Genomic DNA, 14740 nt, shown 5'->3' with positions numbered 1-14740 from the left:
GTATGTCTATTAGGCCTCTAGATATGCAAGTTTTAATTCCAAGAACTGAACCAATATCCAATCTAAAAAGCTTAGAGAATCAAAAATATATTCTTGACCAAAATAATAACATTAATGAGGCTAATAAAAATTCCTTGAAAAACAATCAAAAAGTAATTGAGTCAAATGAAAGTGAGAAATATCAACCCTCCTTCGATGCTAAGGAAAAAGGTAGTAATGGCTATAACAAGAATAATAATAAAGAAAAGAAAAAGAATACAAAAAAGATAGAAGATAATAATAAATTAGGTAGTACCATTGACATTAAAATATAGATAGTATAGGAGTGAAAACGTGAATAACACTTTAAATTTCATAAGTATGTTTTTGCTCTTTTTTGGTTGTATACTTATAGCAATAAGCTTCTTTATTAAAAGTAAGGATAGCAATAAGAATAAAGTTCAGAATGAAAGTACGGATGTATTTGATACAATAAAAGAAAGTGAGCATAACAGTGAGATTAATAGGGAAGAGACAACACAAAAATTACTTGCTATTAATGAATACTCAGATTTTGTTTTAGAAGAAATAGAGAAAAAGCATAAAGAATTGTTATTTATGTACCAATTAATAAATGAAAAAGAGAAAAAAGTAAATCAAACACCTAATCTTAAGAATTTAAATGTAGACGATCTAAAAGAGCCTGTAGAAAAAATATTAGAGATTAAGAAAGAAGTTACAGAAGTAAAAAAAGAAATGACCTATCAAAGTGTTACTATGGCCCAGGGTGTAACTAACAATAATCAAGTAGTACTACAACTTTTTAATGAAGGAAAAGATGTAAAAGAAATAGCTAAAGCACTAGGTATTGGTATTGGTGAAGTGAAATTAGTATTAGATTTGTTTAAAGAGGTGAAAGACTATTAAAACTAAATATTATATAAGAGGTTTAGGTATTGGTCTTGTTTTATCATCTATACTTATAATTGCAAATCTACCTAATACCGCCCTAAGTGATGAAGAAGTTGTTTTAAGAGCTAGGGATTTAGGAATGGTAACTCAAAGAGAATTTCTAGAGAAAAATTCTAGAAATTATACAGATGATGAAATAATTGAACAAGCTAAGAATTTAGGTATGATTTTCCCAACGGATAGCAATGATAATGATATTAATGAAACGATTATTAATGAAGATGATCAGATTATTGAGGAAGATGTAATTGTTCGAATTAATTATGGGATGACATCTCAAGAAGTTAGCAACTTGTTATTCGAAAAAGGAATCATTGAAGACTCAGAAGATTTTCATTGGTATATTATACAACAAAATCTAACAAAGAAAATTGTTGCTGGAAGGTATCCGTTAAATATTAATTTAGATTACGACACTATATTAGAAATGATAACGAAATAATCATCTTTTAGATTAGGTATCTATGTTAGCTTGTGTATTTTAAATAAGTTATTTGTTAGATATTGAATTTTTTAAAAAAATATCTTGATAAGTTATAGAGAGTATGGTATACTTACCATCGTGAAAAAACACGCATATGGATCTTTAGAAAGGTGCCGACAGGTATTCTAAAGGGATGAATTATGCGGAAGATTAAAACCATGGAGGTAGAAAAATGAGCGTTATATCAATGAAACAATTACTAGAAGCAGGTGTACATTTTGGACACCAAACAAGAAGATGGAATCCTAAAATGGCTGAGTATATTTATACTGAGAGAAATGGTATTTACATCATTGACTTACAAAAAACTGTACACAAAGTAGACGATGCATACAAAGCAATTAAAGATGCTGTAGCAGCTGGTGGTACTGTATTATTTGTAGGTACAAAAAAACAAGCTCAAGACTCAATGAAATCTGAAGCTGAACGTTGTGGCATGTACTATGTTAACCAAAGATGGTTAGGTGGTATGTTAACTAACTTTAATACAATCAAAAGTAGAATTAGAAGATTAAAAGAGTTAGAAGCTATGGAACAAGATGGTACATTCAAATTATTACCAAAAAAAGAAGTAATTCAATTAAAACATGAAATGGATAAACTTGAAAGAAATCTTGGTGGTATTAAAGATATGAAAAAAATACCTGATATTATTTTCATAGTTGATCCAAGAAAAGAAAGAATTGCTATTCAAGAAGCTCATAACTTAGGAATCCCATTAGTTGGTATAGTAGATACTAACTGTGATCCTGAAGAAATAGATTATGTAATTCCAGGTAATGATGATGCTATTAGAGCAGTAAAATTAATTGTTGCAAAAATGGCTGATGCAGTTATCGAAGCAAATCAAGGTGTACAAACAACTGATACTAAAGAAGAAAAAAAAGAAGTTGCTGAATAATTGTGACATTCTATGCTTCAGCCTGCTAGGTTGAAGCATTTCTTACTGTATAGGAAATTGATTAAAAGCTTGATGCGCAAGAACAAAGGTGACTTAGATAAGAGTTGGCAAATGTTTTTTAGAGTGACGAAGTCACTTTGTTCTAAAAATAGGAAAGTACTTTCCCAGAATAAAAAATTATGATTGAAAAAATATGTATCAAATTGATATATAATATTAATTTTATAAAATAATATTGGAGGTATATTTAAATGGCTATTACTGCGAGTATGGTAAAAGAGTTAAGAGAAACAACTGGTGCAGGAATGATGGATTGTAAAAAAGCTTTAACAGAAACTAATGGAGATATGGAAAAAGCAATAGAATTTTTAAGAGAAAAAGGACTAGCTGCTGCTGCAAAAAAAGCAGGTAGAATTGCGGCTGAAGGTTTAGTAGCTGCACATATTTCTGATGATTTTAAAGTAGGAGCTATTGTTGAAGTTAATAGCGAAACTGATTTCGTTTCTAAAAATGAAGATTTTCAAAAATTTACTGCTGATGTAGCGGCTCAAGCTTCTGTTACTACAGCTACTGATTTAGAAGGATTCTTAAAAGAGCAATGGTTAATAGATACTTCTAAAACTGTAGAAGAAGTTTTAGTACAAAAAATAGCAGTAATTGGTGAAAACTTAAGTATTAGACGTTTTGAAAAATATGAAGCATCAAATGGATTTGTTGAGTCATATATTCACGGTGGCGGAAGAATCGGTGTTATTGTTGAAATGGCAACTGATAATGTTTCTGATAGCGCGAAGGAAGCAGCTAAAAATATCGCAATGCAAATCGCAGCTATTGCACCACAATATATTTCAAACGATGAAGTTTCTGAAGAGTTTAAAGAAAAAGAAAGAGAAATATTAAAACAACAAGCAATGAACGAAAATCCAGATAAACCAGAAAATATTATTGATAAAATGATTGTTGGTAGATTAGCAAAACAATTAAAAGAAGTTTGTTTATTAGATCAACAATATGTAAAAGATGGCGACTTGACTGTAGGTAAATATCTTGAGCAAGTATCTAAAGAGTTAGGAACTTCTATAACGGTTAAACGTTTCGTAAGATTCGAAACTGGTGAAGGTATTGAGAAAAAAGAAGAAAACTTTGCTGAGGAAGTAGCAAGACAACTTGGCCAATAATAAATTATAAAAAAAAGAAACACTTATGTGTGTTTCTTTTTTTATGAACTACTAGAGATTTTTTGACAAACTTTGTCATCTGAATTTCTTTCTAAAAAAGTAAAAAAAGAATAAGATTATAAATAAGTTAAATAAGATTGGAAATAATTAAGTGAGAAAAAAGTATATTTATTGAGCAAAATATAAAAGTTTAATAAATATTTTCAAATAAATATAATATTTGTGTAGAAAAAATAATTGACTTGTGATAAATTAGATATGAGAGGTGTAATCATGACTAATAAACGTATATTACTTAAATTAAGTGGAGAAGCTTTAGCAGGAGAACAAAATACAGGTTTTAGCGAAGAAATTGTATTAGAAGTTGCCAATCAAGTTAAAAAAGCTATAGATAAAGGTATTGAAGTTGGTGTTGTAATTGGTGGTGGTAATTTCTGGAGAGGAAGAACTAGTCAGAATATTAGCAGATCAAAAGCAGATCAAATTGGTATGTTAGCCACAATAATGAATGCTATTTATGTTTCAGAAGTATTTTCTAGTGTAGGACTTCACACAGAAGTATTGACTCCCTTTAATGTAGGTACATTTACAAAACTGTTTTCAATAGAAAGAGCACATAAATATCTAAGTAAAGGCAAAGTAGTATTTTTTGCAGGAGGCACAGGACATCCATTCTTTTCTACGGATACTGCAGCTGCACTTAGAGCAATAGAAATAAAAGCAGATACAATATTATTGGCTAAGAATATTGATGGTGTTTATGACTCAGACCCAAAAACAAATAGTGCTGCAATAAAATTCAATGAAATTTCACTAAAAGAAGTTATTGAAAAAGAACTTAAAGTAATGGATTTAACTGCAGCTATAATGTGTTTAGAAAATAAAATCCCTATGATGGTATTTGGCTTAAATGAAAAAGACGGAATAATTAATACCCTTGAAGGGAAATTTAATGGAACATATATAACGATATAAATAAGGAGGATTTTATTTTTATGTTAGCTGATTTAAAACAATTTGAAACCAAAATGGAAAAAACAATTGAAACGTTAGAGGAAGACTTTAATACCATAAGAGCAGGTCGTGCAAACCCTCATGTTTTAGATAAAATTAAAGTTGACTACTATGGACAACCTACTGCATTACAACAAGTTGGTAATATTTCTGTTCCAGAAGCAAGAATGATTTTAATTCAACCTTGGGATTCTTCAATTATTAAAGACATTGAAAAAGCAATTAATGTATCTGATATCGGTATAACCCCTAATAATGATGGAAAAGTAATTAGACTTATTTTCCCAGAGTTAACGGAAGAGAGAAGACAAGATTTATCTAAAGATGTTAAGAAAAAAGGCGAAGGTGCAAAAGTAGCTATTAGAAACATTCGTAGAGATGCAAATGATTTTTATAAGAAGCTACATAAAAACAATGACATAACAGAAGATGATTTAAGAGATGTTGAAGATGAAATTCAAAAAATCACTGACAAATTTATCGAATCTATTGATAAAAAGGTTGAAGCAAAAGCAAAAGAAATACTTACGGTATAAAAAAGAATCCCCTCCTATGAGGGGACTTTAAATTTATAGAATTATCTTTATTAGATATAAAGAGGCGTATTATTGGAGGATTAACATGATTAGGAAGGTAATAGGCAAAAACATACCTGTACATATAGCAATTATTATGGATGGAAACGGAAGATGGGCTAAAAGTAAAAATATGCCTAGAACATATGGACATAGTCAAGGTAGTAACAATTTAGAGAAAGTTTGTAGCGAAGCAGATAAATTAGGTGTAAAGTATGTTACTGTTTATGCTTTTTCTACAGAAAACTGGAATCGCCCTACTGAAGAAGTTGAGGCATTAATGAATTTACTAAGGAAGTTCCTTAAGGATAGTATCAAAAAAGCTAAGAAGAATAATATGCGTGTAAGAATTATTGGAAATAGAGAGCAGTTAGATAAAGATATAAGAGACAGCATCAATACTCTAGAAGAAGCAACAAAAGATTTAAGTGGTTTAAGCTTACAAATTGCTCTAAACTATGGTAGTAGAGATGAAATGGTTAGAGCAATGAAAAACGTTATTAATAAAATTGAAAATAAAGTAATATCTATAGAGGATATCAATGAAGATTTAATTGAAAAACATCTTGATACAGAGGGCATTCCAAATCCGGACTTATTAATTAGAACAAGTGGAGAGCAAAGATTGTCAAATTTCTTGTTATGGCAATTGGCTTATTCTGAATTTTACTTTACGGATAAACATTGGCCTGAGTTTGGAAAAAAAGATCTTATTGAAGCAATAGAACACTATAATAATAGAGATAGAAGATTTGGTAAAATATAATATATGGAGGACATATATAATGAAAATACGATTATTAAGTTCAATAATAGGGTTCCCAATAGCTTTATTTATAGTTATATACGGAGATTTACTTTTATTAACATCCATATCAATAATTGCCTTTATAGGTCTAGTAGAAATATTTAGAGCCTTTAATGTTAAAAGTATGAGTGTTAAAGTAATTGGTTATTTTACACATTTTATTTATTTTATAATACTTGCATATAATCAAAATACTTATATGACATATTTAATAAGTTTTTACTTACTGTGCTTACTAATCCTATTTGTACTCCAATATCCAAAATTTGAAATAAATACCATTTTATATGTATTTTTTAGCTTTTTTTATGTATCTTTTTTATTTTCCCATATCTATTTAGTGCGTAATATTCCTGAGTATGGTATTTGGTTGGTTTGGTTAATTTTTATATCTGCTTGGGGAAGTGATACTTTTGCTTATGCTACAGGATTAACCATTGGGAAAAACTTATTAGCGCCAGAGTTAAGTCCGAAAAAAACAAAGGAAGGTGCCATAGGTGGTGTTGTGGGAGCAACTCTTTTGGCATGTATCTTTGGATATTTTTTTACTGTGATTAATGACTTAAATAGTGTATATATAGTATTGTTTGCTATTGTGGCAGGAATTGCATCAATCTTATCTCAAATTGGTGATTTGGCTGCATCAGCAATTAAAAGAAAAGTTCAAATAAAAGATTTTGGTAATCTTATTCCTGGTCATGGTGGTATATTGGACAGATTCGATAGCATAATATTTACTGCACCCTTTGTTTATTACGTTGTAACTATATTTATAAACTAATACCTTTGTTCATACACAGGTTTTAAGTTAAATGTGTGAATTAGTCAAAAATCCAATACATTATTAAGGTAGGTTACTTATGAATAAAATCACAATACTTGGATCAACAGGTTCAATTGGAACCCAAACTTTAGAAGTGGTAGATAAAAATACTGATTTAAAGGTAGTAGCATTATCGACTTATCAAAATATTGATTTGTTAGAACAACAAATATACAGATATAAACCTAAAAAAGTTTGTGTTATGATTGAAGATAAAGCAAATGAATTAAAAAGAAGATTAGTAATGAGTGATGTACAGATAGTTTCTGGTATAGAAGGGCTAATAGAAATAGCCACTTTAGATGAGGTGGATTCAGTAATCACTGCCTTAGTTGGTATGATCGGCATAAAACCAACAATAGAAGCTATTAGAGCCAGAAAAAAAATAGCATTAGCAAATAAGGAAACCTTAGTTACTGCGGGCAGTATCATTATGCCTTTGGCAAAAGAATATGATGTTCCAATTATTCCAATAGATAGTGAACATTGTGCTATATTTCAATGCCTAAATGGGGAAGATAAAAATACAGTAGATAAAATGATACTTACTGCATCTGGAGGTCCATTTAGAGGGAAGTCCATAGAAGAGCTGAAAAAAGTCACACTAGAAGACGCACTAAATCATCCCAATTGGTCAATGGGTAAAAAAATTTCAGTAGATTCTGCAACTTTAATGAACAAAGGTTTAGAAGTTATAGAGGCGAAGTGGTTATTCGACATTGAAATTGAAAAAATCGATGTTGTTATTCATCCCCAAAGCATTATTCACTCTATGGTTGAGTACATAGATGGTTCAATTATAGCACAATTAGGGGAACCTGATATGAGAATCCCTATTCAGTATGCCTTGTATCATCCACTTAGGAGAGATATAAAACATAAAGCAACCAATCTATTAAAATTAGGGCAATTAACTTTTGAAGAACCAGATTACAATACTTTTAAATGTTTGAATTTAGCATACGAATCTATAAAAATTGGTGGGACAATGCCGACAGTTTTAAATGCAGCTAATGAATATGCTGTAAATAAATTTCTAAACAATAAAATTGCTTTTTTAGATATTCCAGTAGAAGTTGAATATGCTATGGAAAAACACTGTACAATTAATAATCCAACTCTTGAAGATATATTAGAAACAGAAAAATGGACACAAGAAATATTAGAAAGCAGGTGATTAAATGGATAAAAAAAATATTATGAGATTAGTGATATTATTAGCTTTAATATTTTTAGTACCAAATCAAATTATAGTGGCATTTTTAATATTTACATTGGTAGTTTTAGTGCATGAATTTGGTCACTTTATCGTTGCTAGAAAAAATGGTATTTTTGTAGAAGAATTTGCAATTGGTATGGGTCCTAAAGTGATTGGTGTTAAAGGAAAAGAAACTTTGTACTCTATAAGACTTCTTCCATTAGGTGGATTTTGTAAAATGCTTGGAGAAGATGATGAAGTCGAAGATGAAAGAGCATTTAATAAAAAATCTGTTTTAGCAAGAATGGCAACGATTGGCGCAGGCCCATTTTTTAATTTTATACTTGCATTTATAGCATCTTTATTGGTGGTAGGCATCTTTGGATTCACAGACACAACAGTTTATGATGTTGAGCCTAATGCGCCTGCCGGTATTGCAGGTGTTCAACCAGGAGATACAATTGTTAGAATAAATAATAAAAGTGTCAACACAAGAAATGAGATTAATTTGTTTATTACTGTGGAACAAGGAAGAGCTCTTGATTTTCAATTGGAAAGAGATGGTCAATTATATAACACAACTATTCAGCCTGTCCAAGTAGATACCAATGTCTTTTTAATTGGTATTACGATGCAATCTCAAAGAGGGAATTTACTAGAAGTTCTTCAATATGGTGTTTATGAATTTAGATATTGGGTTAGATATATAAGTGCTTCACTAAGAATGATTTTTACTGGGAATGTAGGTAGAGAAGACGTTGCTGGACCTGTTGGTCTTGTGAATTTTGTTAGTGAAGGATATCAAGCTGGTGTTCAAGGTGGTGCATTAAATGCCATATATGTATTACTATTCTTTATTATACTTATTAGTTTTAACCTAGGGGTTATGAATTTGCTTCCTATTCCTGCTCTTGATGGGGGAAGGCTTATATTTTTAATTCTAGAAGGCATTAGAGGAAAACCGATTAATAGAGATAAAGAAGGTTTTATACATTTTATAGGATTTGCCTTCTTAATGGTTTTAATGGTGTTTTTATTATTTAATGATATCCATAATATAAGAACACGATAACTAAATAAAAAAATAACTTATTGGAAGTAGGAGAGTTGGATAAAATCCAACTTTCCTACTTTAAAATATAGGGAAATATTTAAAAAAATGGAGTGGGAGAAATGAGAGCGAATACAAAAATAATTCAAATAGGCAATAAAAAAATAGGTGGCAATAATCCAATTCTAATTCAATCTATGACCAATACAAAAACTGAAGATATAGAATCAACGGTTAATCAAATTCACAGATTAGAGAAAGTTGGTTGTGATATTATAAGAGTTGCTGTACCTAATGAGGAAGCTGCCACGGCATTAAAAACAATCAAAGAACAAATTAATATCCCCTTAGTAGCAGATATACATTTTGATTATAGATTAGCCATTAAGTCGATTGAAAATGGTGCAGATAAAATCAGGATAAATCCTGGAAATATTGGAACGAGAGATAGAGTAGAAGAGATTGTTAAATTATCAAAAGAGAGAAATATCCCTATGAGAGTAGGTGTTAACAGTGGGTCTCTTGAAAAAGAGTTGCTGATAAAATATGGGAAAGTAACTGCTGAAGCCATCGTTGAGAGTGCCTTGAAAAAAATAACTATGATAGAAGAGATGAATTATGATAATATAGTAGTAAGTATAAAATCTTCAGACGTGCTTATGAGTATAAAAGCACATGAGTTAATTGTTAAGGAAATGAATTATCCTTTACATATTGGCATTACGGAGGCTGGTACCATTATGGGAGGAACTGTAAAATCTTCTATAGGTACAGGGATTATTTTATACAAAGGCATTGGGGATACCATAAGGGTTTCATTAACAGGTGATCCAGTAGAGGAAATTAAAGTAGCAAAACATATATTATCAACCCTTGGGTTAAGAAAAAATAGTGTTGAGTTAATATCTTGCCCTACTTGTGGTAGAACAGAGATTAATTTAATTGAACTTGCTAGTAAAGTAGAAACTTTAGTTGAGAATTTAAATAAGAGTGTTAAAATAGCTGTTATGGGTTGTGTTGTTAATGGGCCTGGGGAAGCTAGAGAAGCTGATCTTGGTATTGCTGGTGGTAAAGGCGAAGGGTTGATTTTTAAGAAGGGTCAGATTATTAAGAAGGTTAAGGAATGTGAGTTGCTTAGTGCATTGGAAGAGGAGATTAATAAATTATAGTTTCCTCCTTTATTATTTTTTTTAGAGTTTGGCGAAAGGGTTAGGTTAAGGCCAATATTATAACTTTGGCTGCCTTTCCTTTCAGCCGGTCGACGCCAAAGTTATAATATTGGCCTTAACCTAACCTGGTGGCGGGTTTCTTAAATATATAGGAAGATATAAAAGAGTATAAAAGAACTAAAGATAATTTATTATGACTTCTTATTATAGAAAATATGGGTGAGTTTGTATGAATAGAACATTTAATGCGGTATTTAGTAATATTAGATTAAATGAAAATATGGATTTTTATTTTGGGGATACTGTTGTTGAGAAGGTGGCGCTTAATAAGGATAAGAATGTTTTGAGGGTGTATGTTCTTAGTCAAAGGTTGATACATAGAAATTTTATTGTTGAGATGGAAGGGATTTTAAGCAATCATTTAGACAATACCAATGATATTGATTTTAAAATTAGTGAGCGTTATGAGTTATCGGATCAGTATACGCCTAATAAGATTATCTCTTTATATACGGATAGTCTTCTTTGTGAGCTTAAAGAAATGAGTCCTGTTTGTTATGGGATTTTAAGGAAAGCAAAGTGGCAACTTAAGAACAATAGTATTGTTATAGAGGTTAAGAACAATCCTATTGTTAGATTGAAGGAAAAAGAGTTAATTTCTTTTGTTGAGAATGTATATAATGAAAGATTTGGTTTGGGTTTGAATGTTTTATTTGTATATGACAGTGTTACCGAGGAAGAAAAAAGCTCTTATGATCAGGTAAAGAAAAATATTGAATTAGAGTATGTACAGAAGGTAATGGCAGAGTCTAGTGTACGGGAAGAAACAGTGGAATTAGTAACGCCAAAAGAAGAGACAAAACAAAGCCCTAAGCAAAAAAATGCAGATCCTGATTTGATTTATGGTAAAGCTTTTGAAGGGGATACAATAAAAATAAAAGAGATAGAGCAAGAAATGGGTGAAGTAATCATCCGTGGAAGTATTATATCTTTTGAAGCTCGAGCCATTAAAAACGATAAGTATATCGTTGCTATTGATATAACCGACTATGAAGACTCTATAACTGTAAAAGTTTTTGTTACTACAGAGCAGTTTGAAGCTTCTTTTAAAGATGAAGTTAAAGTAGGGGCAACTATTAAGGTTAAAGGAATTGCTCAGTATGATACTTTTTCTAAAGAAATCGTTGTTATGGCAAGGAATATGAGAAAGATACCCTCGTTTAAAGTCAATCGTGTAGATGGAAGAGATTTAAAACGTGTTGAACTACATGCCCATACCATGATGAGTGATATGGATGCAGTTGTAAGTGGTAAAGATTTAATTAAAAGAGCCATTTCCTGGGGCCACGAAGCTATTGCCATAACAGATCATGGTGTTGTGCAGGCATTCCCTGAAGTTTATAAAGCTGCAGGTGATGATATAAAAGTGATTTATGGTGTTGAAGCTTACATTGTTGATGACTTGAAGGATATCGTTAAAAACAGTAAAAATCAAAGTTTAGATGATACCTATGTTGTTTTTGATATTGAAACAACAGGATTTTTACCTGGTAAAGATAAAGTGACGGAAATTGGCGCAGTAAAAATTAATAATGGTATGATTGTTGATTATTATAGCTCTTTTGTAAATCCAGAACAACCTATTCCTCCTGAAATAGAAAAATTAACGGGAATTTCTGATTTTATGGTACAAGATGCTCCTAAAATTGAGGAGGTATTACCTGGGTTTATTGACTTTATAGGTGATAGTGTTGTTGTGGCTCATAATGCAGATTTTGATATGAGTTTTATCAACTATTTTGCATCAGAATTAAATTACAACTTAGATGTAACAGTTCTTGATACAGTAATGATGGCAAGAATGTTACTCCCTAAATTGAATCGATATAAGTTAAATACCATTGCTAAAGAATTAAATATTAAACTAGACAACCATCATAGAGCTGTAGATGATGCAAAAGCAACTGCAGAGATTTTTCTAAATTTTTTAGTTAGGTTAAAAGAGAGAGAGATTTTCACACTAGATAAGCTAAATGAAGAGCTAACAATGACGCCTGAGGATATAAAAAAACTACCAACATACCATGGGATTATACTTACCCAAAATAGGACAGGATTAAAAAATCTTTATAAGTTAATTTCTTTGTCCCATATTGACTACTTTAAGCGTAGACCAAGAATACCAAAGAGTGTTTTTATGGAGAACAGGGAAGGTCTTTTAATTGGAAGTGCTTGTGAAGCAGGAGAATTGTATCAAGCCATACTTCGTCAAAGTCCAAGAGAAGAAATTATAAGCATTGTAAAGTTTTATGATTATCTTGAAATTCAACCGATTGGTAACAACGCATTTATGGTGAAAAGTGAAAAGATAAATATTAACTCCTATGATGAATTAAAAGATATAGCAAAAGAAATTGTTTCTCTTGGGGAAGAGTTTAATAAACCTGTTGTGGCAACTTGTGATGTCCATTTCTTAGATCCTGAGGATGAAGTATATAGAAGAATTGTAATGGCTGCAAAAGGCTTTTCAGATGCAGATGACCAAGCACCCCTATACTTTAGAACAACAGAAGAAATGTTAGAAGAGTTTAGTTTTTTAGGCAAAGAAAAAGCAGAAGAAGTGGTTATACATAATACAAAAAAGGTTGCAGGTATGATAGAAAAAATTGCACCAGTATTACCTGATAAGTATCCACCGGTTATAGAAGGTTCTGATGAAGAACTAAGAAAAATTTGCTATGAAAAGGCAAGGTCATTATATGGAGAAGAATTGCCTGAGCCAGTTGTCAGTCGTTTAGAGAGAGAATTGAATTCTATTATCTCTAATGGTTTTGCTGTGATGTATATTATTTCTCAAAAACTCGTTTGGAAATCATTAGAAGATGGCTATCTAGTAGGTTCTAGGGGGTCGGTAGGTTCCTCCTTTGCTGCAACTATGGCAGGAATAACAGAGGTTAATCCGTTAGCAGCCCATTATATTTGTCCAGAATGTAAATTCTCTGACTTTGATTCAGAAGAGGTAAAACAACATTCAGGAAATTCAGGGTGTGACTTACCCGATAAGGACTGCCCTAAGTGCGGTACCCTTTTAGTAAAAGAAGGTCATGACATACCATTTGAAACTTTTTTAGGGTTCAAAGGGAATAAAGAGCCAGATATTGACTTAAATTTCTCAGGAGAATATCAAAGTAAGGCTCATCAGTATACAGAAGTATTATTTGGCGAAGGTCATGTTTTTAGGGCAGGAACCATAGGGACTTTGGCAGAAAAAACAGCCTATGGCTTTGTTAAAAAATATTACGATGAAAGAGAACTACAAGTAAAAAATGCAGAAATCAATCGTTTGGTTAGCAGATGTACGGGTATTAGAAGAACAACAGGTCAGCATCCAGGTGGTATAATCGTTGTTCCGAGAGATCAAGAGATTTATTCTTTTACACCAGTACAAAGACCTGCTAATGATATGGAAACAAAAATCATTACAACTCATTTTGATTATCACTCTATTGACCATAATCTTCTAAAACTAGATATTCTAGGTCACGACGATCCTACTATGATAAGGATGTTAGAGGATATAACAGGATTAGATGCAACCACCATTAAGCTAGATAATAAAGAGGTAATGTCTTTGTTTGAAAGTACTAAAGTCTTAAAAATTAAGCCAGAAGATATAGGTGGGTGTACGCTTGGGTCATTGGGAATTCCTGAGTTTGGAACTGAGTTTGTTATTCAGATGCTATTAGATACAAAACCTCAAAGCTTTTCTGATTTGGTCCGCATATCAGGGTTATCCCATGGAACGGATGTATGGCTTAATAATGCACAAACATTAATAAAAGAAGGTAAGGCAGATATCTCAAAAGTTATTTCGACTCGTGATGATATTATGACATACTTGATTAACCAAGGTATGGACAAAGAGTTATCATTTACCATTATGGAAAGTGTTCGTAAAGGTAAAGGCTTAAAACCAGAATGGGAAGAAGCTATGTTAGAAGCCCATGTGCCTGACTGGTATATTTGGTCTTGTAAACAAATTAAATATATGTTCCCTAAAGCCCATGCCGTTGCATATGTAATGATGGCCTTTAGAATTGCTTATTTTAAAGTATTTTATCCAGAAGCATATTATACAGCATTTTTTAGCATAAGAGCTTCTGATTTTGATTATGAATTAATGTGTAATGGCAAAGATAGATTGGATAGTCATATTGAAGACTACAAAAGAAGAAGTAATGATCTATCTAAAAAGGAAAAAGACACATTAAAAGATATGAAAGTTGTTCAAGAAATGTATGCTAGAGGTATAAAGTTTGTACCAATAGATTTATACAAAGTAAAATCAAAGCACTTTCAAATATTTGATGAAGGCATTATGCCTTCCCTTAGTGCCATTCAAGGTTTAGGAGAAAAGGCTGCTGAAAACATTGTAAAAGCTAGAGAAGATGGTATCTTTTTATCTATAGATGATTTTAGACAACGAACAAAAGTAAGTAAAACCGTTATTGAGATAATGAAGGATAATAATATATTATCGGATTTACCAGAATCTAATCAATTGTCTTTGTTTGGGTAAGGTGATTTA

The 14740-nt window shown here is 31.2% G+C and carries 13 protein-coding genes; all 13 read left to right on the top strand.

Annotated elements, in window-relative coordinates; translation table 11 throughout:
• Window positions 1-2 precede the first annotated feature (2 nt).
• The 13 genes from EDC18_RS08070 (at window position 3) to EDC18_RS08010 (ending at window position 14731) form a co-directional block, all read left to right on the top strand.
• The gene (locus EDC18_RS08070) at window positions 3-314 is read left to right on the top strand and encodes a hypothetical protein (protein WP_165878518.1); all 312 of its coding nucleotides are present in this window, start codon (window positions 3-5) and stop codon (window positions 312-314) included.
• Window positions 315-333: 19 nt separating this feature from the next.
• Window positions 334-906: a DUF6115 domain-containing protein gene (locus EDC18_RS08065; protein WP_132252020.1), complete on the top strand. Its 573-nt coding sequence runs from the start codon at window positions 334-336 to the stop codon at window positions 904-906.
• 124 nt (window positions 907-1030) lie between these two features.
• Window positions 1031-1393 (top strand): hypothetical protein, encoded by a 363-nt coding sequence (locus EDC18_RS08060; RefSeq protein WP_132252018.1) that lies wholly within the window; start codon window positions 1031-1033, stop codon window positions 1391-1393.
• A gap of 214 nt (window positions 1394-1607) precedes the next feature.
• Window positions 1608-2336 carry a 30S ribosomal protein S2 gene (rpsB, locus tag EDC18_RS08055; RefSeq protein WP_132252017.1) on the top strand — a complete coding sequence of 243 codons (729 nt, stop codon included), beginning with the start codon at window positions 1608-1610 and terminating at the stop codon, window positions 2334-2336.
• Between the two features lie 251 nt (window positions 2337-2587).
• A complete protein-coding gene (tsf, locus tag EDC18_RS08050) occupies window positions 2588-3514 on the top strand; it encodes a translation elongation factor Ts (RefSeq protein ID WP_132252015.1) in 927 nt (308 codons plus the stop codon).
• A gap of 273 nt (window positions 3515-3787) precedes the next feature.
• Window positions 3788-4489, top strand: a complete 702-nt coding sequence (gene pyrH / locus EDC18_RS08045; RefSeq protein ID WP_132252013.1) for a UMP kinase — start codon at window positions 3788-3790, stop codon at window positions 4487-4489.
• A 20-nt stretch (window positions 4490-4509) separates the two neighbouring features.
• Window positions 4510-5064: a ribosome recycling factor gene (gene frr, locus EDC18_RS08040; RefSeq protein ID WP_132252012.1), complete on the top strand. Its 555-nt coding sequence runs from the start codon at window positions 4510-4512 to the stop codon at window positions 5062-5064.
• 85 nt (window positions 5065-5149) lie between these two features.
• Complete coding sequence (gene uppS / locus EDC18_RS08035; RefSeq protein WP_132252010.1) at window positions 5150-5869, top strand: undecaprenyl pyrophosphate synthase; 720 nt, start codon at window positions 5150-5152, stop codon at window positions 5867-5869.
• Window positions 5870-5888: 19 nt separating this feature from the next.
• On the top strand, window positions 5889-6692 hold the full coding sequence (locus EDC18_RS08030) for a phosphatidate cytidylyltransferase (RefSeq protein ID WP_132252008.1): 804 nt from the start codon (window positions 5889-5891) through the stop codon (window positions 6690-6692).
• 79 nt (window positions 6693-6771) lie between these two features.
• Window positions 6772-7911, top strand: coding sequence for a 1-deoxy-D-xylulose-5-phosphate reductoisomerase (locus tag EDC18_RS08025; protein ID WP_132252006.1), 1140 nt, complete (start codon window positions 6772-6774; stop codon window positions 7909-7911).
• A gap of 4 nt (window positions 7912-7915) precedes the next feature.
• Window positions 7916-9004, top strand: a complete 1089-nt coding sequence (gene rseP, locus EDC18_RS08020; RefSeq protein WP_132252004.1) for an RIP metalloprotease RseP — start codon at window positions 7916-7918, stop codon at window positions 9002-9004.
• 101 nt (window positions 9005-9105) lie between these two features.
• Window positions 9106-10152 carry a flavodoxin-dependent (E)-4-hydroxy-3-methylbut-2-enyl-diphosphate synthase gene (gene ispG, locus EDC18_RS08015; RefSeq protein ID WP_132252002.1) on the top strand — a complete coding sequence of 349 codons (1047 nt, stop codon included), beginning with the start codon at window positions 9106-9108 and terminating at the stop codon, window positions 10150-10152.
• A 229-nt stretch (window positions 10153-10381) separates the two neighbouring features.
• Window positions 10382-14731: a PolC-type DNA polymerase III gene (locus EDC18_RS08010; RefSeq protein WP_132252001.1), complete on the top strand. Its 4350-nt coding sequence runs from the start codon at window positions 10382-10384 to the stop codon at window positions 14729-14731.
• The last annotated feature ends 9 nt before the right edge of the window (window positions 14732-14740 follow it).

Source organism: Natranaerovirga pectinivora (genome assembly GCF_004342165.1).
GTDB lineage: Bacteria > Bacillota > Clostridia > Lachnospirales > DSM-24629 > Natranaerovirga > Natranaerovirga pectinivora.
The sequence above is the reverse complement of the archived record's forward strand: the minus strand, read 5'-3'. Positions and strand labels throughout refer to the sequence as shown.

Coding starts and splice junctions, on each gene's coding strand:
- EDC18_RS08070 (WP_165878518.1), top strand. CDS start 3: ATGTCTATTAGGCCTCTAGATATGCAAGTTTTAATTCCAAGAACTGAA.
- EDC18_RS08060 (WP_132252018.1), top strand. CDS start 1,031: ATGGTAACTCAAAGAGAATTTCTAGAGAAAAATTCTAGAAATTATACA.
- rpsB (WP_132252017.1), top strand. CDS start 1,608: ATGAGCGTTATATCAATGAAACAATTACTAGAAGCAGGTGTACATTTT.
- tsf (WP_132252015.1), top strand. CDS start 2,588: ATGGCTATTACTGCGAGTATGGTAAAAGAGTTAAGAGAAACAACTGGT.
- pyrH (WP_132252013.1), top strand. CDS start 3,788: ATGACTAATAAACGTATATTACTTAAATTAAGTGGAGAAGCTTTAGCA.
- frr (WP_132252012.1), top strand. CDS start 4,510: ATGTTAGCTGATTTAAAACAATTTGAAACCAAAATGGAAAAAACAATT.
- uppS (WP_132252010.1), top strand. CDS start 5,150: ATGATTAGGAAGGTAATAGGCAAAAACATACCTGTACATATAGCAATT.
- EDC18_RS08030 (WP_132252008.1), top strand. CDS start 5,889: ATGAAAATACGATTATTAAGTTCAATAATAGGGTTCCCAATAGCTTTA.
- EDC18_RS08025 (WP_132252006.1), top strand. CDS start 6,772: ATGAATAAAATCACAATACTTGGATCAACAGGTTCAATTGGAACCCAA.
- rseP (WP_132252004.1), top strand. CDS start 7,916: ATGGATAAAAAAAATATTATGAGATTAGTGATATTATTAGCTTTAATA.
- ispG (WP_132252002.1), top strand. CDS start 9,106: ATGAGAGCGAATACAAAAATAATTCAAATAGGCAATAAAAAAATAGGT.
- EDC18_RS08010 (WP_132252001.1), top strand. CDS start 10,382: ATGAATAGAACATTTAATGCGGTATTTAGTAATATTAGATTAAATGAA.